Below are 20,931 nucleotides of genomic sequence, written 5' to 3' on the forward strand. Positions count from 1 at the left end.
CCGTCGTCGCCCCAGGGCCGCAGTGGCGACGGCTCAGAGGCAGCCGACGATCCGGGTGGCCGCGGGATCGTCCAGGAGGTCGTCCTCGGACGCGGGGAACGTCGAGAGGGAGCGGGCGAGCTCGTCGACGGAGTAGACCTCCGCGGTGAAGGGGGTGCGGCGCGGATCGTCGTCGGTGTAGAGAACGACCATGCTCGCGTCGTCGAGGCGAACGGCGAGGTAGTACCCGAGGCCGTCGTCAGAGGCCATGCCGGCGACGTCGTCGATCGGCGCGGTGAAGCCGTCGTCGAGGAGGTCCTCCAGCTCGTCGGGCAGCGCCAGGCAGCCGGGAGGCAGCGCGTCACCCCTGTCGTCGTCCTTCAGATCGGGATCGTCGTCTTTGAGGTCGTCGTCATCCTTGAAGTCCGAATCGTCGTCGTCCTTGAGGTCCGGATCGTCGTCGTCGAGGTCGTCATCGTCATCGAGGTCGTCGTCGTCGAGGTCGTCGTCATCGAAGTCGTCGTCATCATCGAAGTCATCGTCGACGTCGTCTGCCGCGCTCGTGGCGGACGGCTTCGCCGAGGAGCTCGCGTGCGGGGTGGAGGACGCGGCATGGGGGCTGGGGTGGGCCGCCGCGCCGCCACCACAGCCGGCGAGGAGGAGCGCGGTCGCCGCCAGTGCGGGCAGCGCCCAGCGGGCGGAGGGACGGTGTTTCCGGATGCTCATCGACGGCTCCTTCGAGATGTGCGGCCCGGCGGCGAGTGCCGCGGCCGGCCTCGGGCACCGTCACGGTATCGACGGGCGAAGGAACAGGGGGCTTGTGGTCCGGGATACCCCGTAGAGCTCGTCGTCTTCGCCCTCGCGCCTCGGCGATGACGACGGCCGTGGACGCCCCGGGCACCCGCGCGGAGGCTGCCCGCCGGAGGAGCGCGATAGCGTCGTCGCATGAGCGACGTCGTCTGGTCCGAGGGCCGCTGGACCCATCCGCCCGTTCACGTTCGCGCCGGCTCCGACGGGGCCGGGATCGAGGTCACGGCGGCGGAGGGCAGCGACGCCTGGCGGCTGACCTCGTACGGCTTCGTGCACGATTCCGAGCACGCCCTCGTCGCGCCGTTCGCGGACCGCTCGGCCATGGAGGTCGAGTTCACGGCGGCGTTCTCCGCGCAGTTCGACCAGGCCGGGATCTTCGTGCGGGTCTCGGCGGAGCGCTGGATCAAGGCGGGCGTGGAGTTCGCCGACGGTGCGGCCCAGCTCGGCGCCGTCGTCACGGACGGCCGATCGGACTGGTCGCTGGCGCCCGTGCCGGAGTGGACGGGGCGGCGCGTGCTCGTCCGGGTGAGCCGGGACGGCGACGCCATCACGGTGCGCGCGGCCGTCGTCGGCGAGCCCACCCGGCTCGTGCGGGTCGTGCCCTTCGCCGCGGACCTCGTGGCCGAGGCCGGCCCCTTCGTGTGCGCGCCCACTCGGTCCGGGCTCGTCGTGCCGCTCCACGCCTGGCGCCGCACGCCGCCCGACGCCGCCCTGCACCCGTAGCCCGCGGCCGAGCGTCGGAGCCGACGTGGCCAGGACGCCGTATCGGACGGATCCGAGCGGGAGTAGCATTCCGTCGCATGCCGATCATCTTCGAGAACGTCGGCATCGCGGTGCGCGATGTGGACGAGGCCGTCTCCTTCTTCACCGATCTGGGGCTCACCGTTCTGGACCGCAGCGAGGTGAGCGGCGAATGGGCGTCCACGGCCGTCGGGCTCGATGGCAACCACGCCAAGGTCGTCATGCTGCAGACGCCCGACGGGAACGGTCGGCTCGAGCTTTTCGAGTACCTCCATCCGGAGGCGATCGAGACCGAGCCCACCCTGCCGAACGAGATCGGGATGCATCGGGTGGCGTTCCGCGTCGACGACCTCGATGCCTCCCTGGCGATCGCCGCGCGCCACGGGTGTCATCCACTGCGCGGCGTCGCGAACTACCAGGACGTGTATCTCCTCACGTATCTGCGAGGCCCGAGCGGCATCCTCGTCATGCTCGCTCAGGATCTCACCAAGAGCCGCGGGTCGTCCCTCTAGGCGTCGAGGTCTCGCGGCGGGGCGCGGCTTCTCGAATATCGTTGTCGGATGCGCGCGATCGCCGTCGACGAGCGGGACTCATCATGGGAGTCGAATGAGCCGCGCTATCGGATCTACGTCTTCGGCGGTCCTCAGTCGTCGGTGGCCACTGTCGATGTGGTCGACGCGTCGTTCCAGGAGGCCGAGCAGTCTGCGATGACCCTCGCCGGTGACGACGCACTGTGGTCGATCGCCCTGGTGGTCGATGACTCCGCCCGCGGTCGCGGCCTGATCTGGTTGGTGGGCGGCGACTATCACTCGCGACCCGCGTCGCCCCGCGAGTGGCGGATGCGGGCGGAGATGCAGGACCGGCTGCTCTCGCACCGGAAACGCAGAGATCTTCCGCTGACCCTTCCGGACGGACGGCGGGTGATCCGTCTGTTCCCGGACTGGGGCCGAGAGTGGCCGCTCTGGGAGTCGTTCAGCGAGCAGTACGCGCTCGACGCCGAAGACCTGCCGTTGAGCCGCGAGCTCGCCACCGCGCTGAAGGAGTGGAACGCCGCCTGGCAAGCCCGAGACGAGACCGCGCCCGTGCCGGACGGCTGGATCGAGCATGGACGGCAGCTGCACGCACGACTTCAGAAGGAACTCGGAACGGTCGCCGAGGTGCGTCCCGACTTCGACCTGTCGTGACGGGACGACGCCTAGCGCGTGGGCGGGCCGCGCGGAACCCCCTTCCCCGCACGGCGGCGACGCGGCCTACCCTGCCCGCATGTCCGCTCTCACCGCACTGATGCTGAACTGCACGCTCAAGCCCTCGCCGGAGCCCTCCAGCACGGAGGTGCTCGGGCAGCAGGTGATGGAGGCGCTCGGCGAGCAGGGGGTGAGCGGGGACGCGCTGCGCGTGGTGGACCACCGGGTGCTCCCCGGGGTCCTCACCGACATGGGCGACGACGACGAATGGCCGACGATCCGCGCCGCGGTCCTGGCCGCCGACATCCTGGTGCTCGCCACGCCCACCTGGCTCGGCCAGCACTCCTCGGTCGCGCAGCGGGTCCTGGAACGCCTGGACGCCGAGCTGAGCGAGACCGACGACGCGGGCCGCCCGACGCTCTTCGGGACCGTGGCGATCCCCGTGGTCGTCGGCAACGAGGACGGCGCCCACCACATCTCCGCGATCCTGGGCCAGGCCCTCGGCGACGTCGGCTGCACCCTCGCCGCGCAGCCCGCGGTGTACTGGAACGGCGAGGCGATGAGCGGCGTCGACTACAAGGATCTGACCGAGGTGCCGGAGGCCGTGGCGGCGGCGACCCGGACCGCCGCGGCCAACGCTGTGCACCTGGCGGGTCTGCTGGCGGCGTCGCCGTACCCCTCGCCCTGATCTGCGGCGCCCGCCGGCGATCAGCGGAGCGCCGCGACCGGCTCGCGCACCGCCCGGTCGCGGCGCGCCTCGTCCTCCGCGGGCTCGTCCCGGTCGTCGAGCAGGACCTCGGCACCGCTCAGCACGGCGGCGCGGGCGAGCGCTTCGCCGGCCGGCACGTCGTCGAGCACGGGCACGTCGTACGCGTCCTGCTCGGTGCGCGCGACCCACGGCTCGTCGCGCAGGGCCGCCAGCCGCGCGTCGAGGTCCCCGATCCGGACGTCGAGGACGAGCGTTCCGGCGCGGGCCCGCTGCAGCGCCTCGACGACGGGACCCATGCCCTCGGCGCCGTTCTGCGCGGCGGCACCCGTCGCGTCGTCGAGCCGGGCGCGCCGGCGCGCGTCGAGGGCGGCGGCGATCGACGCGTCCAGCGCGGTGTCGTCCGCGCCGTCCGCACGGGTGTCCGCGTCCACGACCACCACGCGGGCCGCGGCCGCCCCGCCGAGCTTGTCGAGCAGGAGCCCTCGGGCGCGGACGTCACCGGTGACGAAGACGTGCACGGGATCGAACGTGCGGACGAGGTCGTCGACGACGCCCGCCACCTCCGCCTGGTTGTGCTTCCACACCTCCTCCGCGTGCCGGTGCAGACGCGGTTGCGACAGGCGTCCCGCGCCGACCTTGGTCATGCCCTCGGTCTCTCCCTCGACCTCCCGCACATCGCCGACGCCGCGGCCGACGTGCTCCTGACGGATCCTCGCTCCGGAGCGCTCGGTCTCCACCACGAGGATGCGAGCGTCGTCCTGGTGGTGCCGCAGCAGCGGCAGGAGCTGCGGCACCGCGCCGTGCGCGATCACCTCGGGACCCTTCCGGGGGCCATGGAACGCCTCGTCCGCGACGAGGGAACCGCCCCGGACCAGGATCCAGCGCGACGACGGTGCGGGCGGCCCCGATCCCGGCGCGAGGGCACGGTCGATCGCCTCGGCGTCCTGGTCCGGAGCCCCGGCGGCGCGGAGCCGCTCCCTCAACGAGCGCGACCGGCTCTCGGCCGCCCCCTCCGGCTCACCGCTCGGGCCGTCGACGTACGCCGTGGTCCACGGCCCCTCCTGGCGCAGCGCCTCGCGCACCGCATCCGATACCGTCATCGTCCCTCCCCGTCGTCGGTGTCGTCGGCGTCCGTGTCCTCCGTCGCCGGGTCCGCGGAGGCCGGGGCGTCCCCGGCCCGGGCGCCGTCTCCGCGGAAGGCCTCCCGGGTCTCCTCCGCGTCGGTGTCATCGGGCAGCGGCTCGCTCTCCCGGAACGGCTCGGCGTGCGCGGCGCCGTGCCCCTGCACCATGCCGCGCGTCTCCTGCTTCATCTGGTCGTCGAGCTGCGGACCGTGGGTGGTGTTCCCTCGCTGCGATTCGTCCATGGCGTCCTCCTCGCGCGCCCGTCCGGGCGTCTCATCGTGTGTCGTGTCGACAAGGGCCAGCCACGCTAGGCGCTCGTTGTCCGCGGGTCGACCGGGTTGACGCCGTGGATCCGTGTGGTTAGCTTCGTGCCCATCACCGCCCGGGCCGTTCGGCCCGGATCCGACGGGCGGCGCGGCCAGACGCCGCGCGAGAAGGGAGCGACATGTCCCCCCGCACACCCCAGGACGACGATCAGGACCTCCGGGCGACGGAGGCGGATCGGCTGGAGCAGGAGCGCCCCTCGACCGAGGACGCCGGCGATCCCGAGGCCCCCGCCCACGAGGAGGAGCCGCCCAGGACCCGGCCGGACGCGAGCGAGGCGGACCTCCTCGAGCAGCGGACGGCCGTCCCGGAGGACGACGAGGACGAGGACCGGGGCTGACCCGTGTCCGAGGAGGAGCCGACGCAGGAGGACGAGGACGACCTGCCGCGCTGCGGCAGCCTCGACGAACTGGCGCGCCTGGTCTCCGAGCACGGCGCCCTGCACGTCCGCTACAGCGAGGGCCCCGCGCACGATCGGCGCGAGCGCAGCGTCGACACGGAGAGCGGGCTCGAGCTCCCCGGGCTCTCCGTCAATCCGCTCAGTCCCGAGGCGTGGTGGACGCGGCCTCTCACGCACTGGTTGTCGCGTCAGCTCTGCCAGTACCGCCACCTGCAGGAGAGGATGCCGGAGCGCTACGCCTGGGTGCTGACCGGCGAGGAGGTCGGGCGCGGGCCGGACTGTGAGCCGCTGCTGTCCGAGGTGGTGCCCGTGGCGGTGATCGCCGAGAGCGCCCTGGACGAGGCCGAGCGGCTGTACGCGCGGGTGTTCGACCGCGGGCGCGGCCCGGGCGAGTGACGGGGAGCGCTCACGCGCGGGGAGCGACGGCGCCCAGCAGCGCGCGCACCTGCTCGTCCGGCGTCTGGTCGAAGAGCTCGTACGCCTGGCCCACCGACATCAGCTCATCCGAGGTCCAGGGCAGGACGAGGTCGTCGGCCGCGTCGTGCAGGAGCCGGGGCGTGTCTCCGAGCGCGATCGGGGCAGCGATGAGCGTCCGCACCGCCCCGCGGTCCCGGACCACGGCGGCGGCCGCGCGCATGGTCGCTCCCGTGGCGATCCCGTCGTCGGCGAGGACGAGCGTGCGACCGCGCACGTCCAGCGGGGCGCGGTCGCCCCGGTAGGCGCGTTCCCGACGACGCAGCTCGGGCTCCTCGAGGGCGACGGCGCGCTCGAAGGCCTCGTCCGCCCCCGCGCCCAGGTGCGCGAGGACCTCCGGGTTGCGGACGGACACGAGCCGCCCGGCGAGGGACGCGATCGCCCCCATCGCGACCTCGGGGTTTCCGGGGAACCCCAGCTTCCGCACGACGACGACGTCCAGATCGCCCCCGGTGGCCTGCGCGATCTCCGCCGCGACGGGGACGCCGCCGCGCGGCAGCCCGAGCACGAGCGGTGCGTCGTGGCCGAGCCGGCGGACCGCGGCGGCGAGCACGCGCCCCGCCTCGGCGCGGTCGCGGTATCGACGGGAGCCGGTCATGCCGCCGACCTTAGGCATCTCCGCATCTTCACCGGAGGGGGTTGACGCGGAGCGGCACAGAGGCGGACGCACATCGGGGAATACCCCCTCGGGGTACTATGTTGTCCTGAGCGCCGGGCCTGTCACGGCCCCGAATCCACGGAGGAGAGAGACATGATCACGACCGAGTACCGGGTCACCGGCATGACCTGCGGGCACTGCGAGCTGTCGGTGCGCGAAGAGGTCGAGCAGATCGACGGTGTGGAGGAGATCGCGGTCAGCGCGGCCGACGGCTCGCTGCGCGTCACCTCCGCCGGCGCCCTCGATGACGCGGCCGTCCTCGAGGCGGTCAGCGAGGCCGGATACGCCGCGGTGCGCGTCTGAGCCGCGACGGAACACGAGAGAACAGGATCGGGAGACGATGAACGGGCAGGCGATGGCGCACGGCGCGCACGGGGGAAGCGGGACGATGACGACGGGCGCGCATGCGGAAGGGCACGGCGCGCACGGCGGTTCGGCGCCCGAGGGGCTGTCCCTCTCGGCGCAGGGGCTCGTGCTCGGGCCGGTGGGGGCCCCGGCCGCTGTGGGGGAGCCGGGGGAACTCGTCTTCCGGATCCTCGGGGAGGACGGCGAGGCGCTGACGGCGTTCGAGCAGTCCCACGAGAAGGAGCTGCACCTGATCGTGGTCCGCACCGACGGCACGGGGTTCCGCCACGTACACCCGGCGCTCGACGCCGGCACCGGCACCTGGACCGCCCCGTGGGTCTGGGACGCGGCGGGCACGTACCGCGTCTACGCGGACTTCGCCCCCGCGGGCGCGGACAAGGTCACGCTGTCGCGCACGGTGGACGTCACGGGGGAGTTCACCCCTCGGGCGGCCATGCCGGCCGCCGCCTCGGACGTGGCCGGGTTCCAGGCGACCGTCGAGGGCGCGCTCGTCGCGGGTCAGGCCTCGGCGCTGACGGTGCGGATCCACCGTGACGGGCAGCCGGTGACGACGCTGGAGCCCTACCTCGGCGCCTTCGGCCACCTCGTCGCCCTCCGGGAGGGGGACCTCGCGTACCTCCACGTGCACGCCGAGGGCCAGGCCCCGTCGGACGGTGCCCTCTCCGGCCCGGAGATCGCGTTCATGGCCCAGGCGCCCACGGCGGGCCGCTACCTGCTTTACCTGGACTTCCAGGTCGCGGGCGTCGTGCACACCGCATCCTTCGTGCTCGACGCGCACCCGGCGGCGCACGCCGGCTGAGCACCGCACCGTCGCTCGGCGGCCCCGTGTCCGCGGACACGGGGCCGCCGGCATTCCCGGGCGGACGTAGCGCGCTCTCGAATCGATTCGATACACTGATCGGATCGCTTCTCGCGAGCCTTCCCCCGATCCGTCTCCTTCCGCCCTGGGACCGCTATGTCCACCACCCTCATCACGGGCCGCCCGTGGCGCGTCATCCTCGCGTTCTCCATCCCGCTGCTCATCGGCAACGTGGTGCAGCAGCTGTACCAGTTCGTCGACGCCATCGTCGTCGGCCGCCATCTCGGCGTGAACTCGCTGGCGGCCGTGGGCGCGACGGGAAGCCTGATCTTCCTGCTGATCGGGTTCGCCTGGGGCATGTCGAGCGGGTTCGCGATCCCCACGGCGCAGGCGTTCGGAGCGTCGGACAACGCCGCGGTGCGGCGTTCGGTCGCCACGGGCACCATCCTCACCGGGGCGACGAGCCTGCTGCTCACGGTGGCGGCGCCGCTCATCTCCGGCCCGGCGCTCGCCCTCCTGCAGACCCCGCCGGAGCTCATGGCCGAGGCGACGGTGTTCACCCAGGTGACCTTCCTCGGCGGCAGCACCATCATGTTCTTCAACTACCTGTCCGCGATCATCCGCGCGATCGGCGACTCCCGGACGCCGCTGGTGTTCCTCACCGTCTCGTGCGCGCTGAACGTCGTGCTCGTGATCCTCATGGTCGGGACGCTCGAATGGGGCGTCGCGGGGGCGGCCCTGGCGACGGTCGTCGCCCAGGCGGTCTCGGTGATCCTCTGCCTCGTCTACGTCTGGCGTCGGCTCCCGGTCCTGCACGTGCGCCGCGCCGACTGGCGGGTGAGCCGCGCCGACCTCGCCGAGCACCTGCGTCTGGGCCTTCCGATGGGCTTCCAGGCCTCGATCATCGCCATCGGCACGCTCACCGTGCAGGTCGCCCTGAACACCCTCGGCTCCGAGGCGGTCGCCGCCTACACGACCGCCAGCCGCGTGGACAGCCTCGCCGTCGCGTTCCTGTCCTCGCTGGGGCTCGCCGCCTCCATGTACACGGCGCAGAACCTCGGTGCGCGCCGGCCCGACCGGATCCGCAAGGGCGTCGTCCAGGCGACGTGGATGGCGATCATCACGGCCGTCGTGCTCGGCGCGCTGCTGGTCGCGTTCGGCACGGCGATGGTGCGCGTGTTCATCGGCGAGGGCTCGGACGAGGTCGTGCACGACGCGAACCTCATGCTCATCATCAACGGTCTGAGCTACTCGTTCCTCGGCGTCCTGTTCGTGCTCCGAGGAGCGCTGCAGGGCCTCGGTCACACCCTCATCCCGACGGTCACCGGCGTCATCGAGCTCGTGATGCGCGTCGCGGCGGCCGTCGTGCTCGGCGCGCTCATCGGCTTCGTCGGCGTCGCGCTGAGCAACCCGCTGGCATGGATCGGGGCGGCCGCCCTGCTCATCCCGGCCTACGTGAAGGCGAACCGCGAGCTGGCGAAGCTCCCGGTCGACCCCGTGGAGGTGACCCCCACGACGGCGATCCCCGTGGTCGGGCCCACCGACGGGTCCATGGTCGTCGACGCGGTCATCACCGCGCCGGTGCCGATCGTCTCGGCGCGTCGGCGGCTCTTCCGCTCGCGCCGCTGACCGCTCGACCAAGCGGAGGCCGCGCGGATCATCCTTCCGACGGATGCCGGATGGCACCTGCGGCGGATGCCCGGGGCGCCGGCCGCTTCGTAGCGTGGAAGCACGGCGCCATTTCGGGAAGAGCGCCGAAGGAGGATCCATGACCTCGCTTGCGGTAGCGGGCGCGTTGTCCACGATCTTCGTCCCGATCGGTTTCGCCGGGGCGACGTGGGCGGTGATCTGCGCGCTGGTGGCCGGCTTCGCCCTGGCCCGCGGGTCGGCGGGCCTCTGCGGCGGGGCCGCGGGTCTGTGGATCGTCGGGGCGCTGTTGAGCGTAGCGTCGGCGTTCACGAGTGATTGGTCCCCCCTGCTCGTGTCGCTGGCCGCGCTCGCCGCAGCCCTGACCGTAGGCGGCCTCGTCCGCGCCGGCATCGCCGCGCGCCGGGCCGCCTCGGGTGAGGAGCGCGCCTTCGGGTAGGCGCCCTCCTCACCCGTCCTCCCCGCGCGGGCTTGTGCGGTGCGATCCGGCGGGATCACCATGGACCCGGGGGAGTGATCGAGGAGGCGGCATGGCCGGTCAGCGCATCATTCCGAACATCTGGTGCCACCGCGTGGCGGAGCAGGCGGGCGCGTTCTACGCCTCCGCGCTGCCCGGGACGACCGCGGAGGTCACGGCACGGTATCCGGACGAGGGGCTGCGCGAGCCGCAGCGGGGCTTCGCCGGTCTGCCGGTCACGGTCGACGTCCGGATCGGCGAGTACCGGATCACGCTCATCAACGCGGGAGACCAGTTCCGGCCGCAGCCGTCGATCTCGTTCCTGCTCGCCTTCGACCCGCGCGACGACGACGGGGACGCGTCGGCGACGAGGCGGCGGGTCACCGCGGTGTGGGACGCGCTGAGCGAAGGCGGCACGGAGCTCATCGCGCTCGGCGCGCATCCGTTCAGCCCCTGGTACGGCTGGATCGAGGACCGGTACGGGGTGAGCTGGCAGCCGATGATCGTCCCGCCGGAGGGCGAGCGGCGCCCGTTCGTCACCCCGCTGCTGACGTTCGGCGGCGCCGTGCAGAACCGCGCGCGCGAGGCGATGGATTTCTACACCGGCCTGCTCCCGGACTCCGGGATCCTCTCCGTCGTCCCCCACACCGAGCCGCGGGGCCCGGCCCGACCCGGCGACGTCCTCTTCGCACGGTTCCGGCTGGTGGGGCAGGATTTCGCGGCGATGGACTCCGGCACCTCGCGGACCGTGCCGTTCGACGGCGGTGTCTCCCTGGAGGTCCGCTGCGACGGGCAGGCGGAGATCGACCGGCTGTGGCGTGCGCTGTCGGCCGTGCCCGAGACCGAGGCATGCGGATGGTGCACGGACCGGTTCGGGGTGAGCTGGCAGGTGGTCCCGTCCGACATCGGGGAGCTCCTGCAGCGCCCGGACGCGTTCGCGCACCTCATGTCGATGAAGAGGATCGTCATCGACGAGCTCTGACGTCGCGGTGCCGGCTCCGTTCCCCTCCCTGAGCCGACCGGTTCTCAGCGATGGTCGCGGTCGTGGTGCTGACCGGAATCCTCGCCCGACGCGACCCGCTCGGCCTCCCGCGCCCGCAGCTCCACCCGGCGGATCTTGCCGGAGATCGTCTTCGGCAGCTCCGGCACGAACTCGATGATCCGCACCCACAGATGCGGGGAGAGGTGTGCGCGGGCGTGCGCGAAGATCGATCCCGCCGTGCGCACCGGATCCTCCGCGCCCGCCGCGGTCAGGCACACGTAGGCCTTCGGCACGGCCAGCCGGGTGGGATCGGGGCTCGGCACGACGGCCGCCTCCACGACGTCGTCGTGCTCGAGGAGCACGGACTCCAGCTCGAACGGCGACACCTTGTAGTCCGACGCCTTGAACACGTCGTCCGCCCGCCCGACGTAGGTGAGGTACCCCTCCTCGTCCCGGGTCGCGATGTCGCCGGTGTGGTGGAAGCCGCCCGCGCGGGACGCGGCGGTGGCGTCCGGGTCCGCGTAGTACCCGGCCATGAGCCCCAGGGGCGCCGCGGACAGGTCGAGGGCGATCTCCCCCTCCCGCTCGGCGGGCTCGCCGGTGGCCGGATCCAGCAGCACCACGGGATACCCCGGCAGCGGGCGCCCCATCGATCCGTCCTTCACCGGCTGGCCGGGGGAGTTCCCGACGCAGCAGGTCATCTCGGTCTGGCCGAAGCCGTCTCGGATCGTGCCGCCCCAGGCGGTGCGCACGCGGGTGATGACCTCCGGGTTCAGGGGCTCTCCCGCTCCGACGAGCTCGCGCGGCGGGCGGGTGAGCCGTGTGAGGTCGGCCTGGATGAGCATGCGCCACACCGTCGGCGGCGCGCAGAACGTGCTCACGTGGTGGGTGTCCATCACCCGCATGAGCGTGTCGGCGTCGAAGCGGTCGTAGTCGTAGACGAAGACGGTCGCCTCGGCGAGGAACGGGGAGTAGAAGCTCGACCAGGCGTGCTTGGCCCATCCGGGCGAGGAGATGTTCAGGTGCACGTCGTCCGGTCGCAGGCCCAGCCACCACATGGTCGACAGGTGACCGACGGGGTACGACACGTGCGTGTGCTGGACGAGCTTGGGCCGGTTGGTCGTGCCGGACGTGAAGTACAGCAGCGCCGTGTCGCCGGCCGGCGTCGGCGCGTCGGGCACGAACTCCGCCGCCGCGGCGTCGGCGGTCTCCGCGAACGCGAGCCAGCCGTCGGGGACGACCTCGCCCACGGCGATGCGGAGGACGTCCGGCCCGATCCCCGCCAGACGGTCGGCCAGCTCCCCCCGGGTGACGATCGCGCGAGCGCGTCCGTGCTCGGCGCGGTACGCGAGGTCCGCCGCGGACAGGAGCGTCGAGGTCGGGACGGCCACGGCGCCGATCTTGGTGAGGCCGAGCATGGTCTCCCACAGCTCGATGGTGTTCCCCAGCATCACGATCACGTGATCGCCGCGTCCGATCCCCGCCGTGCGCAGCCCGTTCGCGGCCTGATCCGAGCGTGCGGACAGTTCGCCGTAGGTCCATGTGCGGGCGCGGAGATCGGCGGAGACGATCTGCACCGCGGGGCGGTCGGGCTTCTCGCCGGCGATGACGTCGAACCATTCGAGCGCGAAGTTGAACTCCGTGAGCTCGGGCCAGCGGAAGGCGGCGCGGGCGCCCTCGTAGTCGGTGGCGTGCGCGAACAGCAGATCGCGCGCCGCGCGGATCGCGGCGGTGGCGGCGGTGGCGGACCGGGTCATCTCAGCTCCTTCGGGGACGGCCCTTCCATCCTGGCCCTCGCGCCCCGGGGTGTCGGCGTTTCGGGGCGCGTCGCGGGTGTTCGGGGTCCGTCCTCCTACCCCGATCCCCCGGATCACACCCCGAAACGGAGGGCTCAGCGCGCGAGCTGATCGGCGAGGAAGGCCGTCTGGCGCTGCCACTGCACGCCCAGCCCGCCCTCGTGCTCGTTGAACGGGTACTCGACGATCTCGGAATGACCGCCCCAGTGGTTGTGCGCCGCGTAGACCGTGGACGGCGGGCACACCGGATCCATCAGCGCCGCGGAGAACAGGGAGGGCGCGGTGGCGCGGCGCGCGAAGTTCACGGCGTCGAAGTAGGACAACGTCTCGAACACCGTCGAGGCGGCGCCGCGGTGGACGGACAGATACCGCACGATCTCGTCGTAGGGATCCCGATCGGTCAGCCCCACGGCGCGCTCGAAGTGCGAGAGGAACGGGACGTCCGGCATGGCGGCGACGAGCCCGGTGCACAGGCCGGCGGCGGCGATGGCGATGCCGCCGCCCTGGCTGATGCCGGTGACGGCGACACGGGCGGGATCCACGCGATCCAGTGTGCGGATCGCGTCCACGGCGAGTACCGCGTCGGTGAACACCCGCCGGTAGTAGTAGTCGCGCGGATCCTCGATGCCCCGCGTCACGAAGCCCGGGACGGACGGCCCGGTGCCGTGCGGATCCGGGGTGCTGCCGCCGGTGCCCGAACGGCTGCCCTGACCGCGGGTGTCCATGATGAGGTGCGCGTAGCCGGAGGCGGACCATCCCAGGCGCTCGTGGGGGAGGCCCCGACCGCCGTTGTACCCGATGAACTCGACGACCGCGGGCAGCGGCTCGACCGCGTCGGCGGGCAGGAGCAGCCAGGCGCACACCGGATCCCCGTCGAAGCCGGAGAAGGTCACATCCCATGCCTCGACGACCTGCAGCGGCGAGTCCACCCGGCGAAGGCGCGGCGCGGACGCCTGGGCCCGGGCCTCGGTCAGGGTCTGGTCCCAGAAGTCGTCGAAGTCGGCGGGCTCGGCGACGTCGGGGCGATAGGCGCGCAGCTGCTCGGGCGGCAGGTCGAAACGGGGCATGTCGGATCCTTCGCGTGGGTGTGAGCGGCAGACTACCGGGCGGCGCGCCGCGGCTCCGGATGCATCGCGGCCGGATGAGCGGTGACCCGGAGCGGGCGGGGCGCCGCGGGCCGCGGCGGGCGCCGCGGTCTAGGATTCCCCTGACCGGCGAGGACGCCGGATCGGGGGGGGGGTGGAACATGCGTGGGATCCGTGCGCTGGCGGTGCTCGCCGCCGTCGTCATGCTGAGCGGCTGCGGGGTGCTGCCGACCCTGACCGGTCCCGAGCCGACGCCGACGCCGCTCACGATCGAGCCGGTGCTCAACGACGACCGGGACGCCGACGCCGTCGCGCAGGCGATGGCGTCGCTGGATCCGTGCGCGCTCCTGGATCCGGCGCTGGTCGCCGGGCGGGAGCGGGTGCCGGAACTGCACCACTGCCGGATCCCGGGGGTGCTGAAGGTCGACACGTGGGCGTCCGCGCCGGCGTCGCAGCGGTTCTGGGAGGAGCGCGCGGACCTGGCCGGGGCCGCCGCCTACCGGAAAACGGCGCTGTGGGAGTGGTGCGAGATCCGGCTTCCGGTCGACTTCGCGCACGCGATCGTGTTCGCCCAGGACCCGTCGCAGGGCGCCTACGACTGCGCCGAGCCGATCGCGTTCGCCGAGGCGGCGGTGAAGGCGCTGGCGACGGATCCGTCCTCGCTGCGTCACGCCGATCCTCGCGACGGCCTCGTCGTCTGCGACGTCTTCGAGCAGGTCGTCGGACCCGCCGCCGACGGCACCGTCCTCGCCCCGCGCAGCGGCCTGGACGAGGGCCTCGGCGACTGCGGGATCTGGAAGGATTCCGGCGGGGTCGGCTTCACGAGCGTCACGCCCGAGTCCGGACTCAACCTGCGCCGCAGCCCGGACCTCGCGGATCTGCGTGCGAACTACGGGTGGGCGGAGTATCCGACCGAGACGCTCGCGAACCGGGAGGTCCTGATCTGGTACGCCGAGGGCGACGAGGACTGCCGGATCATGTGGGATGCGTGGGCGTCGCCGGCGGCGGCGGGGACCCGTCAGCCGGTCGTCGGCGCGACCGCGTCCGCGCGCACGTGCGACGAGGCCAGAGAGCTCGTCGCGGAGCTCGCCCCGGCTCTCGACCACGCGAAACCGGCCGATGCCGACCTCGACGGCCTGCTGTACGCGGCGGACGAGCCGGACACCGCGGCGACCGGCGTGTGCGTCGACGTCGAGCCCGGGTCGCCGTGCGCGGAGGCGGTCGAGGCCACGGTGCCCGACTCCGCCGCGGCGGTCGTCGTCTGGGGGGAGAGGGATCCGAACGTCCTCTGCACGGCGGCGTTCGACGCGGTGCGGGAGGCGCTGGGCGAGGACCTGAGACCGGCCGTGGTCGCCGAGCGCGACGGTACGGACGATCCGGCGCCGATCTGCATGTACGTGCGTCCTCGACATGACCTCGTCGTGCGGATCCAGACCACCGACGAGGAGCTCGCGTACACGTTCGGGGACGGCGAGGAGACGACGATCGCGGGCCGTGCGGCGACCGTCAAGAGCGAGGCGGAGTTCTCCCGGGCCGTGATCGCGGTGGGGGAGCCGGAGGAGCCCGGAGTCCTGCGGATCACGGTCACCACGCTGCCCGACCGCGCCGACGGCCGCTGGGACACGGCGCCGGTCGACACGGCGCCGCTGAACGACTTCGAGGACGACGCCGCGGCGATCACGGAGGCGGTGCTCGGCGCGGCGGGACGCTGAACCGCGGACCGCTCCCACCGCCCGTCCAGCGCGCACGGAGGCGGCATTCAGGAACACTGATGCAGAATCGTTACCTTGTGCGCCTGACCCGAGGGCGCCGGCCGCTCCCGAGCGGCGAGGAACACCCGAAGGATCATCACGCCTCCCATGCCCGAGACCCTGTCGCCCACCCCTGCCCTCCGCCGGACCGAGACCGCGCGCCGCCGCGCGCACAGCCGCGCCCACCGCACCACGGCCGCACTGACCGTCGCGTTCGGAGTCGCCCTCGGCACGGCCGCCTCCCTCGGCCTGTCCGCCGTCGCACCGGCGGCCGCCGCCGACCCCTTGTCCCGCGCCGCGGCCGCGTCGCCGTCCTTCGACACGGCACGTCAGGAACTGCGCGCCGCCCTCGCAGAATCGGACGCCGTCCTCACGGACGCGACCACCGCCGTGATCGAGGTCCAGAACTCCGGACTCGACCTCGCCGCCCAGAGCGCTGCGGTGGACATCGACGGACTCAAGTCCGTCCGCTCCGCGGCGGAGGAGGCCGACGCCTCGTCCACGCGCGGCGGCACCGTCACCGCCTCCCTCCGCGACCGGGCGCAGGCCGTGGCCGCGCAGGCCGCGACGCTGCGGACCCAGCTCGCCACCGCCGTCTCCGAGAAGCAGGCCGCGGAGGCCGCAGCAGCCGCGCTCGCCGAGGCGAACACCCCGGACGGCGCCCGCGCGGCCGCGCAGCAGATCGCGGCGGACGAGTACGGCTGGGGCGGCGACCAGTTCCAGTGCCTGAGCTCCCTCTGGCAGAAGGAGTCGGGCTGGGACTACCAGGCCTACAACCCGTCGGGCGCGACCGGGATCCCCCAGTCGCTTCCTGGGGACAAGATGGCCAGCGCCGGTGACGACTGGGAGACCAACGCCGTCACCCAGATCCGCTGGGGCCTCGGCTACATCCAGAGCGTGTACGGCACCCCGTGCGCCGCGTGGGGCCACTCCCAGGCCACGAACTGGTACTGATGGAACCGGCCCGCGTCCCCGGGCCGCGGGGCGAGCGGAGCGGATCCGGCCCCGGAGAGGAACCGTCATGGCACTGGACCCGAACAGCTCTCTCGGAGACTGGCTCGGCCACCCGCGCGCAGGGGCGTACATCCGCGAGCTGCTGAGCGACGCGGGGGTTCCGGAGGACGCCCTCGGGCCCGTGCTCGGCATGCCCCTGCAGCAGCTCGTCGTCCTGAGCGACGGCGCCATCCCGCCCGCGCTCGTCGAGCATCTGACCGCGCTCGTCGCGGACGACGCCGAGGCCGGTGCGACCGGGGGAGGCCCCGCCGACGGCGCCGGAGAGGACGAGGACGCGGGGCGGCCGCCGGCCTGAGCGCGGGCCGACCCGCCGCGATCCCCCGCGTAGACTGGGGAGGTCACCCCCGCAGAGGATCGATCCATGACCGCTTCCGCAAGCCCGACGTTCAGCGTGCGTCACGTGCAGCTCGTTCGCGCCCTTTTCGCGGCCGTCGCGGCGCTCATGATCACGTTCTCCCCGGACCACTCCGCCGCCGTCGGCCTCTCCGTCTTCAGCGGGTTCGCGCTGGCGACGGGGCTGGTGCTCGCGCTGGCCGCCTGGCTCGTCGCCCGGCCGGGCTGGCGCTGGCCCTACGTCCTGCTCGCGGCGTTCTCCTTCCTCGCGGGCATGGCCGGCGGGATCCCGGCGTGGCGCTCCACGCCCCTCTTCTTCGTGCTGGTGATCGCCTGGGGCGCCCTCACCGGACTGGTCGAGCTGATCGCGGGGATCCGCGCGCGCACGGCCGCGCAGCGCGGGGAGCCGGTGATCGACGGCGCCCGGGACCACCTCCTCGTCGGGGTGCTCGGCCTGCTGCTGGCCGTGGCCCTCCTCCTGGTCCCGATGCAGTACGCGTGGACGTACTCGATCGAGGACGCCGGCGACTTCATCCTGACCGGGATCACCCTCGCGGTGGGGATCTTCGGAGCCTATGCGGCCATCGTGGCCGTGCTGCTCGGCATCGCCGGGTTCTCGCCGCGGCCCGCCACCGAGCACGGAGGAACTGCGTGACCGACGACAAGCCCACCCGCCGCGAGCTGCTGCGCCCCCTCCACCTGCTGGGGATCGCCCTGGGCTGCGGCGTCTTCGCCGCCGTCGTCACGCTCGTGTCCACCGGGGCGTTCACCACCCGGGTCATCGACGCCGTCGCGCGCGGCGCCTATGACGGGCTGACGCCGTGGGGGCTCGCCCTGGTGATCGGGGGCAGCGCCTTCATCGTCACGCTGCTGATCCTCGCCATGCTGATTCTCGCGGTCGACCCGGCACAGGTGACGAAGACCGTCGATCGCCCCGTGCTGCTCGACCCTCCCGCCGAGGGCGCCCCTGCCGAGGACGCCGCTGCCGAGGAGACGCCCGAGACGGGCGCCGACGAGTCGGCGGGTGCGGCGCAGCGTGAGGCTGCGACGGACGAGGACCCTCCCGCCGACCGCTGACCGTCGCGTCGGGTCGGGCGCGTTTCGTCTCGTCGCTGCGCTGGCCCTTCCCGGTCGTTGAGCGAGCCGAGCGAGTCAAAACGCGCCGAGCCGCGCCCGTTCCCGGTCGTTGAGCGAGCGCAGCGAGACGAAACGCGCCGAGCCCCGGGTTCCCCCCGGTCGTTGAGCGAGCGCAGCGAGACGAAACGCGCTGCGCCGGGGACGACACCGGTAACGTCATCACGACGGCGTGCAGAACGGGGTATGACGTGAATCCGCTTGTTCCGGACCTCCTCGACGTCGTCCTCGCGACGGCGGCGACGATCGTCGCGGTCTCCGCGTTCGCGGCGTTCCTGTCGTTGAGCTTCGCGAAGCGGGTGAGCGTGCGTCGCTTCCTTGTATGGGCGGCCGTCATCCTGTTCATCCCCGTCGCGGGGGCGGCCCTGTGGTTCGCGATCGGACGGCCTCAGCACAGGTCGACGGCTGTCGCCGAGCCCTGATCCGACAGAGCGCCGACCGTCGCGGAGTGGCGCGTTTCGTCTCGTCGCTGCGCTCCTCGCTCAACGACCGGTGGGGGACTCCCGTCCTTTCCCGGTCGTTGAGCGAGCGCAGCGAGTCGAAACGCGCCGCGCTGAGCCGCGCCCGTTCCCGGTCGTTGAGCGAGCGGAGCGAGTCGAAACGCGCTGAGCCGCGCCCGTTCCCGGTCGTTGAGCGAGCGGAGCGAGACGAAACGCGCCGAGCCCCGCCCGTTCCCGGTCGTTGAGCGAGCGGAGCGAGACGAAACGCGCTGAGCCCCGCCCGACCGCGGCCGTCAGCGCGCGAGAACCTCCGCGAGACCGATGTACCCGGCCGGGGTGAGCGCGAGCAGGCGCTGCTTGGCCTCCTCGCCGATCTCCAGCCCCTGCACGAACTCGGCGAGCTCCGCCGCGCCGACGCGGTGCCCGCGGGTGAGCTCCTTCAGCAGCGCGTACGGGTCGGCGATCGTGGAGCGCCCGGCGACCACCTCGGCGCGGATGACCGTCTGGATCGCCTCGCCGAGCACCTCCCAGTTCGCGTCGAGGTCGGCGAGCAGCACGTCCCGCGCGAGCGAGATCTCGCCGAGGCCCCGGCGGAGGTTGTCGAGAGCGAGCAGGGAGTGCCCGAACGCGACGCCGATGTTGCGCTGCGTCGTGGAGTCGGTGAGGTCGCGCTGGAGGCGCGAGGTCACGAGCGTCTGCGACAGGGACCCGAGCAGGGCGGCGGAGAGCTCTAGGTTCGCCTCCGCGTTCTCGAACCGGATCGGGTTGATCTTGTGCGGCATGGTCGACGAGCCGGTCGCGCCGGCCACCGGGATCTGGGCGAAGTACCCCAGGGAGATGTACGTCCAGACGTCGGTCGCGAGGTTGTGCAGGATCCCGCCGGCGTGCCGGACTCGGTCGTATAGCTCCACCTGCCAGTCGTGGGACTCGATCTGCGTGGTCAGGCCGTTGAAGCCGATCCCGAGGCCCTCGATGTAGGCGCGGGTGACCGCGGGCCAGTCGGTGTCCGGATCGGCGGCGAGATGTGCCGACCACGTGCCCGTGGCGCCGGAGAACTTCGCCAGGTACTCCGATCCGGCGATCTGCTCCGCGACCCGCTCCAGCCGCGCGGCGAACACCGCGAGCTCCTTGCCCATGGTCGTGGGGGTGGCGGGCTGGCCGTGCGTGCGCGAGAGCATCGCGGCGTCCGCGTGCTCGACGGCGAGCTCGCGCAGCGTGGCGATGACGGCGCGGAGCGCGGGCAGCCACACCTGCTCGACCGCGCGCTTGACGGTGAGCGCGTACGCCGTGGAGTTGATGTCCTCGCTCGTGCAGGCGAAGTGGGTGAGCTCGGCCACGGCGTCCAGCCCGAGGGCGGACAGACGGTCGCGCACGAGGTACTCGACGGCCTTGACGTCGTGCCGGGTCACGGCCTCCTTCTGGGCCAGCCAGGCGATCTCCTCGGCGTCGAACTCGCGGTAGAGGCTGCGCAGGCGATCCTTGTCGGCGTCCGCGAGCGGGGAGGTGCCGAACAGCGAGCGGTCGGTGAGCGCGATCAGCCACTCCACCTCGACCTCGACGCGCGCCCGGTTGAGCCCGGCCTCGGACAGGTAGTCGGCGAGCGGCGCGACGGCGGCGTGGTAGCGGCCGTCGAGGGGGCTCAGCGACGCGGACGGGTGGGCGGGCTGCGCAGTCAGGGGAGACCTCCTGATCGAGGCGCCCGGGGGATCCCTCGGAAAGCTCAGGGACCGAGGCGGACCCGGGACGCCGGTGGCCGGATGGCGGGTTCGAGCTGACGGAACAGGCCGCGGCTCGCGCTCTCGATCATACCGAGCACGCTGTCGAACATCGCGGCGTCGGCGTAGTACGGGTCGGGGACGTCGAGCACGCTCGCCTCACGGTCGAAGGACATCAGCAGCACCACCTTGCCCTCCTCCGACTCGTCGCGCGACCATTGCCGCAGGCTCCGTTCGTGGGTGCGGTCCAGTGCGACGACGAGGTCGCTGTCGGCGAAGGACTCGTAGGTGAACTGCTTGGCGCGATGGAGGGATCCGTCGTAGCCGCGACGCGCCAGGGCCGCAATGGTCCGTTCGTCGGCGCGTTCGCCGACGTGCCAGTCGCCGGTGCCGGCGCTGCGGGAGAGGATGCGGTCGCCCAGCCCCTGCTTCTCCGCCAGATCGCGGAACACGACCTCCGCCATCGGCGACCGGCAGATGTTCCCCGTGCAGACGAACACGACGCGGAACGGATCCGGCTCGGTCATGCGTCCATCATGCCGCACCCTCCCGTTCCTGCCGAGGGGCGGGCGCCGGTCGACGGCGAGGAGCACCGTCCGAGCGGCGACTCGTCCTGCACCGATCAGAAAGACGCCGGGTTGTCCACCGATCCTGTGGACGCGGGCGTGCGCCGCCGTCCGGTCCCGGAGAGTGGAGCGCATGAAGGCATGGACGGGCTCCTTCCTCGCGGGGATCGAGGCGGAACGCGCGCTCGGCGAGGCGGCGGCGCTGCTGCGCGGCGTCCTCGAGGACGCGGAGTCGGCGGGTGGGGAGCTGCGCGGCCTCACCGCGGAGACGGCGTGGCACTCGGAGGGGATCTGCGCACTGGGGGAGCGGGTGGCGACGTTGGCGGCGGACCTGTCCGGCGCGACCGTGGCCGCACGGACGGCCGCGTCCGAACTGGGGATCGGATGACGGCCGTTCGCGCATCCGTCGCGGGGTGGGGCCGCGCGCCGGGTGCAGGTGTGGG

Annotated in this window: 26 protein-coding genes; 18 read left to right on the forward strand and 8 right to left on the reverse strand. The window is 72.8% G+C overall.

What is annotated here, in order from left to right:
* Positions 1-33: 33 nt before the first annotated feature.
* A complete protein-coding gene (locus K8F61_RS13935) occupies positions 34-705 on the reverse strand; it encodes a hypothetical protein (RefSeq protein ID WP_231819541.1) in 672 nt (223 codons plus the stop codon).
* 219 nt (positions 706-924) lie between these two features.
* Here K8F61_RS13935 and K8F61_RS13940 point away from each other — a divergent pair, with 219 nt between their 5' ends.
* From K8F61_RS13940 to K8F61_RS13955, 4 genes are all read left to right on the forward strand, one after another.
* A complete protein-coding gene (locus tag K8F61_RS13940) occupies positions 925-1,512 on the forward strand; it encodes a DUF1349 domain-containing protein (RefSeq protein WP_231819542.1) in 588 nt (195 codons plus the stop codon).
* A gap of 77 nt (positions 1,513-1,589) precedes the next feature.
* Entirely contained in the window at positions 1,590-2,042 is a 453-nt protein-coding gene (locus K8F61_RS13945) for a VOC family protein (RefSeq protein ID WP_219086964.1), read from the forward strand.
* A gap of 48 nt (positions 2,043-2,090) precedes the next feature.
* Positions 2,091-2,714: a hypothetical protein gene (locus K8F61_RS13950; protein ID WP_231819543.1), complete on the forward strand. Its 624-nt coding sequence runs from the start codon at positions 2,091-2,093 to the stop codon at positions 2,712-2,714.
* A 79-nt stretch (positions 2,715-2,793) separates the two neighbouring features.
* Positions 2,794-3,402, forward strand: a complete 609-nt coding sequence (locus K8F61_RS13955) for a flavodoxin family protein (protein WP_231819544.1) — start codon at positions 2,794-2,796, stop codon at positions 3,400-3,402.
* A gap of 20 nt (positions 3,403-3,422) precedes the next feature.
* Here the strand turns inward: K8F61_RS13955 and K8F61_RS13960 are convergent, their stop codons facing one another.
* Both K8F61_RS13960 and K8F61_RS13965 read right to left on the reverse strand, forming a co-directional pair.
* Entirely contained in the window at positions 3,423-4,523 is a 1,101-nt protein-coding gene (locus K8F61_RS13960; protein WP_231819545.1) for a baeRF2 domain-containing protein, read from the reverse strand.
* Positions 4,520-4,789, reverse strand: coding sequence for a hypothetical protein (locus tag K8F61_RS13965; protein ID WP_067249642.1), 270 nt, complete (start codon positions 4,787-4,789; stop codon positions 4,520-4,522). The genes K8F61_RS13960 and K8F61_RS13965 overlap by 4 nt, the downstream gene beginning before the upstream one ends.
* A 203-nt stretch (positions 4,790-4,992) precedes the next feature.
* Here K8F61_RS13965 and K8F61_RS13970 point away from each other — a divergent pair, with 203 nt between their 5' ends.
* Together K8F61_RS13970 and K8F61_RS13975 are read left to right on the forward strand one after the other, a co-directional pair.
* On the forward strand, positions 4,993-5,211 hold the full coding sequence (locus K8F61_RS13970) for a hypothetical protein (RefSeq protein WP_231819546.1): 219 nt from the start codon (positions 4,993-4,995) through the stop codon (positions 5,209-5,211).
* 3 nt (positions 5,212-5,214) lie between these two features.
* The gene (locus tag K8F61_RS13975; protein ID WP_067249637.1) at positions 5,215-5,667 is read left to right on the forward strand and encodes a DUF6098 family protein; all 453 of its coding nucleotides are present in this window, start codon (positions 5,215-5,217) and stop codon (positions 5,665-5,667) included.
* 10 nt (positions 5,668-5,677) lie between these two features.
* Here K8F61_RS13975 and K8F61_RS13980 read toward each other — a convergent pair whose 3' ends face one another.
* A complete protein-coding gene (locus K8F61_RS13980; RefSeq protein WP_231819547.1) occupies positions 5,678-6,361 on the reverse strand; it encodes a phosphoribosyltransferase in 684 nt (227 codons plus the stop codon).
* A gap of 135 nt (positions 6,362-6,496) precedes the next feature.
* On the opposite strand from K8F61_RS13980, the gene K8F61_RS13985 reads away from it, so the two are divergent.
* From K8F61_RS13985 to K8F61_RS14005, 5 genes are all read left to right on the forward strand, one after another.
* Positions 6,497-6,706: a heavy-metal-associated domain-containing protein gene (locus tag K8F61_RS13985; RefSeq protein WP_067249631.1), complete on the forward strand. Its 210-nt coding sequence runs from the start codon at positions 6,497-6,499 to the stop codon at positions 6,704-6,706.
* A 37-nt stretch (positions 6,707-6,743) separates the two neighbouring features.
* Entirely contained in the window at positions 6,744-7,568 is an 825-nt protein-coding gene (locus tag K8F61_RS13990) for a hypothetical protein (RefSeq protein WP_231819548.1), read from the forward strand.
* Positions 7,569-7,724: 156 nt separating this feature from the next.
* Positions 7,725-9,197, forward strand: a complete 1,473-nt coding sequence (locus tag K8F61_RS13995) for an MATE family efflux transporter (protein WP_219086960.1) — start codon at positions 7,725-7,727, stop codon at positions 9,195-9,197.
* Positions 9,198-9,336: 139 nt separating this feature from the next.
* Positions 9,337-9,654, forward strand: coding sequence for a hypothetical protein (locus tag K8F61_RS14000; RefSeq protein WP_219086959.1), 318 nt, complete (start codon positions 9,337-9,339; stop codon positions 9,652-9,654).
* A 91-nt stretch (positions 9,655-9,745) separates the two neighbouring features.
* Positions 9,746-10,654 carry a VOC family protein gene (locus K8F61_RS14005; protein ID WP_231819549.1) on the forward strand — a complete coding sequence of 303 codons (909 nt, stop codon included), beginning with the start codon at positions 9,746-9,748 and terminating at the stop codon, positions 10,652-10,654.
* A gap of 44 nt (positions 10,655-10,698) precedes the next feature.
* Here the strand turns inward: K8F61_RS14005 and K8F61_RS14010 are convergent, their stop codons facing one another.
* Both K8F61_RS14010 and K8F61_RS14015 read right to left on the reverse strand, forming a co-directional pair.
* Positions 10,699-12,411: an AMP-binding protein gene (locus tag K8F61_RS14010; RefSeq protein WP_231819550.1), complete on the reverse strand. Its 1,713-nt coding sequence runs from the start codon at positions 12,409-12,411 to the stop codon at positions 10,699-10,701.
* A 134-nt stretch (positions 12,412-12,545) separates the two neighbouring features.
* Entirely contained in the window at positions 12,546-13,517 is a 972-nt protein-coding gene (locus K8F61_RS14015; RefSeq protein ID WP_231819551.1) for an acetylxylan esterase, read from the reverse strand.
* 179 nt (positions 13,518-13,696) lie between these two features.
* On the opposite strand from K8F61_RS14015, the gene K8F61_RS14020 reads away from it, so the two are divergent.
* From K8F61_RS14020 to K8F61_RS14045, 6 genes are all read left to right on the forward strand, one after another.
* The gene (locus K8F61_RS14020) at positions 13,697-15,247 is read left to right on the forward strand and encodes a hypothetical protein (protein ID WP_231819552.1); all 1,551 of its coding nucleotides are present in this window, start codon (positions 13,697-13,699) and stop codon (positions 15,245-15,247) included.
* A 147-nt stretch (positions 15,248-15,394) separates the two neighbouring features.
* Entirely contained in the window at positions 15,395-16,240 is an 846-nt protein-coding gene (locus K8F61_RS14025; protein WP_231819553.1) for an aggregation-promoting factor C-terminal-like domain-containing protein, read from the forward strand.
* 67 nt (positions 16,241-16,307) lie between these two features.
* Positions 16,308-16,595: a hypothetical protein gene (locus tag K8F61_RS14030; protein ID WP_231819554.1), complete on the forward strand. Its 288-nt coding sequence runs from the start codon at positions 16,308-16,310 to the stop codon at positions 16,593-16,595.
* A gap of 66 nt (positions 16,596-16,661) precedes the next feature.
* Positions 16,662-17,288 carry an acyl-CoA synthetase gene (locus K8F61_RS14035; RefSeq protein WP_231819555.1) on the forward strand — a complete coding sequence of 209 codons (627 nt, stop codon included), beginning with the start codon at positions 16,662-16,664 and terminating at the stop codon, positions 17,286-17,288.
* Entirely contained in the window at positions 17,285-17,710 is a 426-nt protein-coding gene (locus K8F61_RS14040; protein ID WP_084344839.1) for a hypothetical protein, read from the forward strand. Before K8F61_RS14035 ends, K8F61_RS14040 begins: the two co-directional genes overlap by 4 nt.
* Before the next feature lie 248 nt (positions 17,711-17,958).
* Entirely contained in the window at positions 17,959-18,189 is a 231-nt protein-coding gene (locus tag K8F61_RS14045; protein ID WP_231819556.1) for a PLDc N-terminal domain-containing protein, read from the forward strand.
* 311 nt (positions 18,190-18,500) lie between these two features.
* Here K8F61_RS14045 and purB read toward each other — a convergent pair whose 3' ends face one another.
* Positions 18,501-19,883: an adenylosuccinate lyase gene (purB, locus tag K8F61_RS14050; RefSeq protein WP_231821562.1), complete on the reverse strand. Its 1,383-nt coding sequence runs from the start codon at positions 19,881-19,883 to the stop codon at positions 18,501-18,503.
* Between the two features lie 44 nt (positions 19,884-19,927).
* Positions 19,928-20,449, reverse strand: a complete 522-nt coding sequence (locus K8F61_RS14055; RefSeq protein ID WP_067249600.1) for a low molecular weight protein-tyrosine-phosphatase — start codon at positions 20,447-20,449, stop codon at positions 19,928-19,930.
* 172 nt (positions 20,450-20,621) lie between these two features.
* On the opposite strand from K8F61_RS14055, the gene K8F61_RS14060 reads away from it, so the two are divergent.
* Complete coding sequence (locus tag K8F61_RS14060) at positions 20,622-20,876, forward strand: hypothetical protein (protein ID WP_231819557.1); 255 nt, start codon at positions 20,622-20,624, stop codon at positions 20,874-20,876.
* The last annotated feature ends 55 nt before the right edge of the window (positions 20,877-20,931 follow it).

Origin of the sequence: Microbacterium resistens, from assembly GCF_021172025.1 — a bacterium.
GTDB lineage: Bacteria > Actinomycetota > Actinomycetes > Actinomycetales > Microbacteriaceae > Microbacterium > Microbacterium resistens.

What these genes read in the sequence shown, in the direction of transcription:
- K8F61_RS13935 (WP_231819541.1), bottom strand. Translation starts at nt 705, where the DNA reads ATGAGCATCCGGAAACACCGTCCCTCCGCCCGCTGGGCGCTGCCCGCA.
- K8F61_RS13940 (WP_231819542.1), top strand. Translation starts at nt 925, where the DNA reads ATGAGCGACGTCGTCTGGTCCGAGGGCCGCTGGACCCATCCGCCCGTT.
- K8F61_RS13945 (WP_219086964.1), top strand. Translation starts at nt 1,590, where the DNA reads ATGCCGATCATCTTCGAGAACGTCGGCATCGCGGTGCGCGATGTGGAC.
- K8F61_RS13950 (WP_231819543.1), top strand. Translation starts at nt 2,091, where the DNA reads ATGCGCGCGATCGCCGTCGACGAGCGGGACTCATCATGGGAGTCGAAT.
- K8F61_RS13955 (WP_231819544.1), top strand. Translation starts at nt 2,794, where the DNA reads ATGTCCGCTCTCACCGCACTGATGCTGAACTGCACGCTCAAGCCCTCG.
- K8F61_RS13960 (WP_231819545.1), bottom strand. Translation starts at nt 4,523, where the DNA reads ATGACGGTATCGGATGCGGTGCGCGAGGCGCTGCGCCAGGAGGGGCCG.
- K8F61_RS13965 (WP_067249642.1), bottom strand. Translation starts at nt 4,789, where the DNA reads ATGGACGAATCGCAGCGAGGGAACACCACCCACGGTCCGCAGCTCGAC.
- K8F61_RS13970 (WP_231819546.1), top strand. Translation starts at nt 4,993, where the DNA reads ATGTCCCCCCGCACACCCCAGGACGACGATCAGGACCTCCGGGCGACG.
- K8F61_RS13980 (WP_231819547.1), bottom strand. Translation starts at nt 6,361, where the DNA reads ATGCCTAAGGTCGGCGGCATGACCGGCTCCCGTCGATACCGCGACCGC.
- K8F61_RS13985 (WP_067249631.1), top strand. Translation starts at nt 6,497, where the DNA reads ATGATCACGACCGAGTACCGGGTCACCGGCATGACCTGCGGGCACTGC.
- K8F61_RS13990 (WP_231819548.1), top strand. Translation starts at nt 6,744, where the DNA reads ATGAACGGGCAGGCGATGGCGCACGGCGCGCACGGGGGAAGCGGGACG.
- K8F61_RS13995 (WP_219086960.1), top strand. Translation starts at nt 7,725, where the DNA reads ATGTCCACCACCCTCATCACGGGCCGCCCGTGGCGCGTCATCCTCGCG.
- K8F61_RS14000 (WP_219086959.1), top strand. Translation starts at nt 9,337, where the DNA reads ATGACCTCGCTTGCGGTAGCGGGCGCGTTGTCCACGATCTTCGTCCCG.
- K8F61_RS14005 (WP_231819549.1), top strand. Translation starts at nt 9,746, where the DNA reads ATGGCCGGTCAGCGCATCATTCCGAACATCTGGTGCCACCGCGTGGCG.
- K8F61_RS14010 (WP_231819550.1), bottom strand. Translation starts at nt 12,411, where the DNA reads ATGACCCGGTCCGCCACCGCCGCCACCGCCGCGATCCGCGCGGCGCGC.
- K8F61_RS14015 (WP_231819551.1), bottom strand. Translation starts at nt 13,517, where the DNA reads ATGCCCCGTTTCGACCTGCCGCCCGAGCAGCTGCGCGCCTATCGCCCC.
- K8F61_RS14020 (WP_231819552.1), top strand. Translation starts at nt 13,697, where the DNA reads ATGCGTGGGATCCGTGCGCTGGCGGTGCTCGCCGCCGTCGTCATGCTG.
- K8F61_RS14025 (WP_231819553.1), top strand. Translation starts at nt 15,395, where the DNA reads ATGCCCGAGACCCTGTCGCCCACCCCTGCCCTCCGCCGGACCGAGACC.
- K8F61_RS14030 (WP_231819554.1), top strand. Translation starts at nt 16,308, where the DNA reads ATGGCACTGGACCCGAACAGCTCTCTCGGAGACTGGCTCGGCCACCCG.
- K8F61_RS14035 (WP_231819555.1), top strand. Translation starts at nt 16,662, where the DNA reads ATGACCGCTTCCGCAAGCCCGACGTTCAGCGTGCGTCACGTGCAGCTC.
- K8F61_RS14055 (WP_067249600.1), bottom strand. Translation starts at nt 20,449, where the DNA reads ATGACCGAGCCGGATCCGTTCCGCGTCGTGTTCGTCTGCACGGGGAAC.
- K8F61_RS14060 (WP_231819557.1), top strand. Translation starts at nt 20,622, where the DNA reads ATGAAGGCATGGACGGGCTCCTTCCTCGCGGGGATCGAGGCGGAACGC.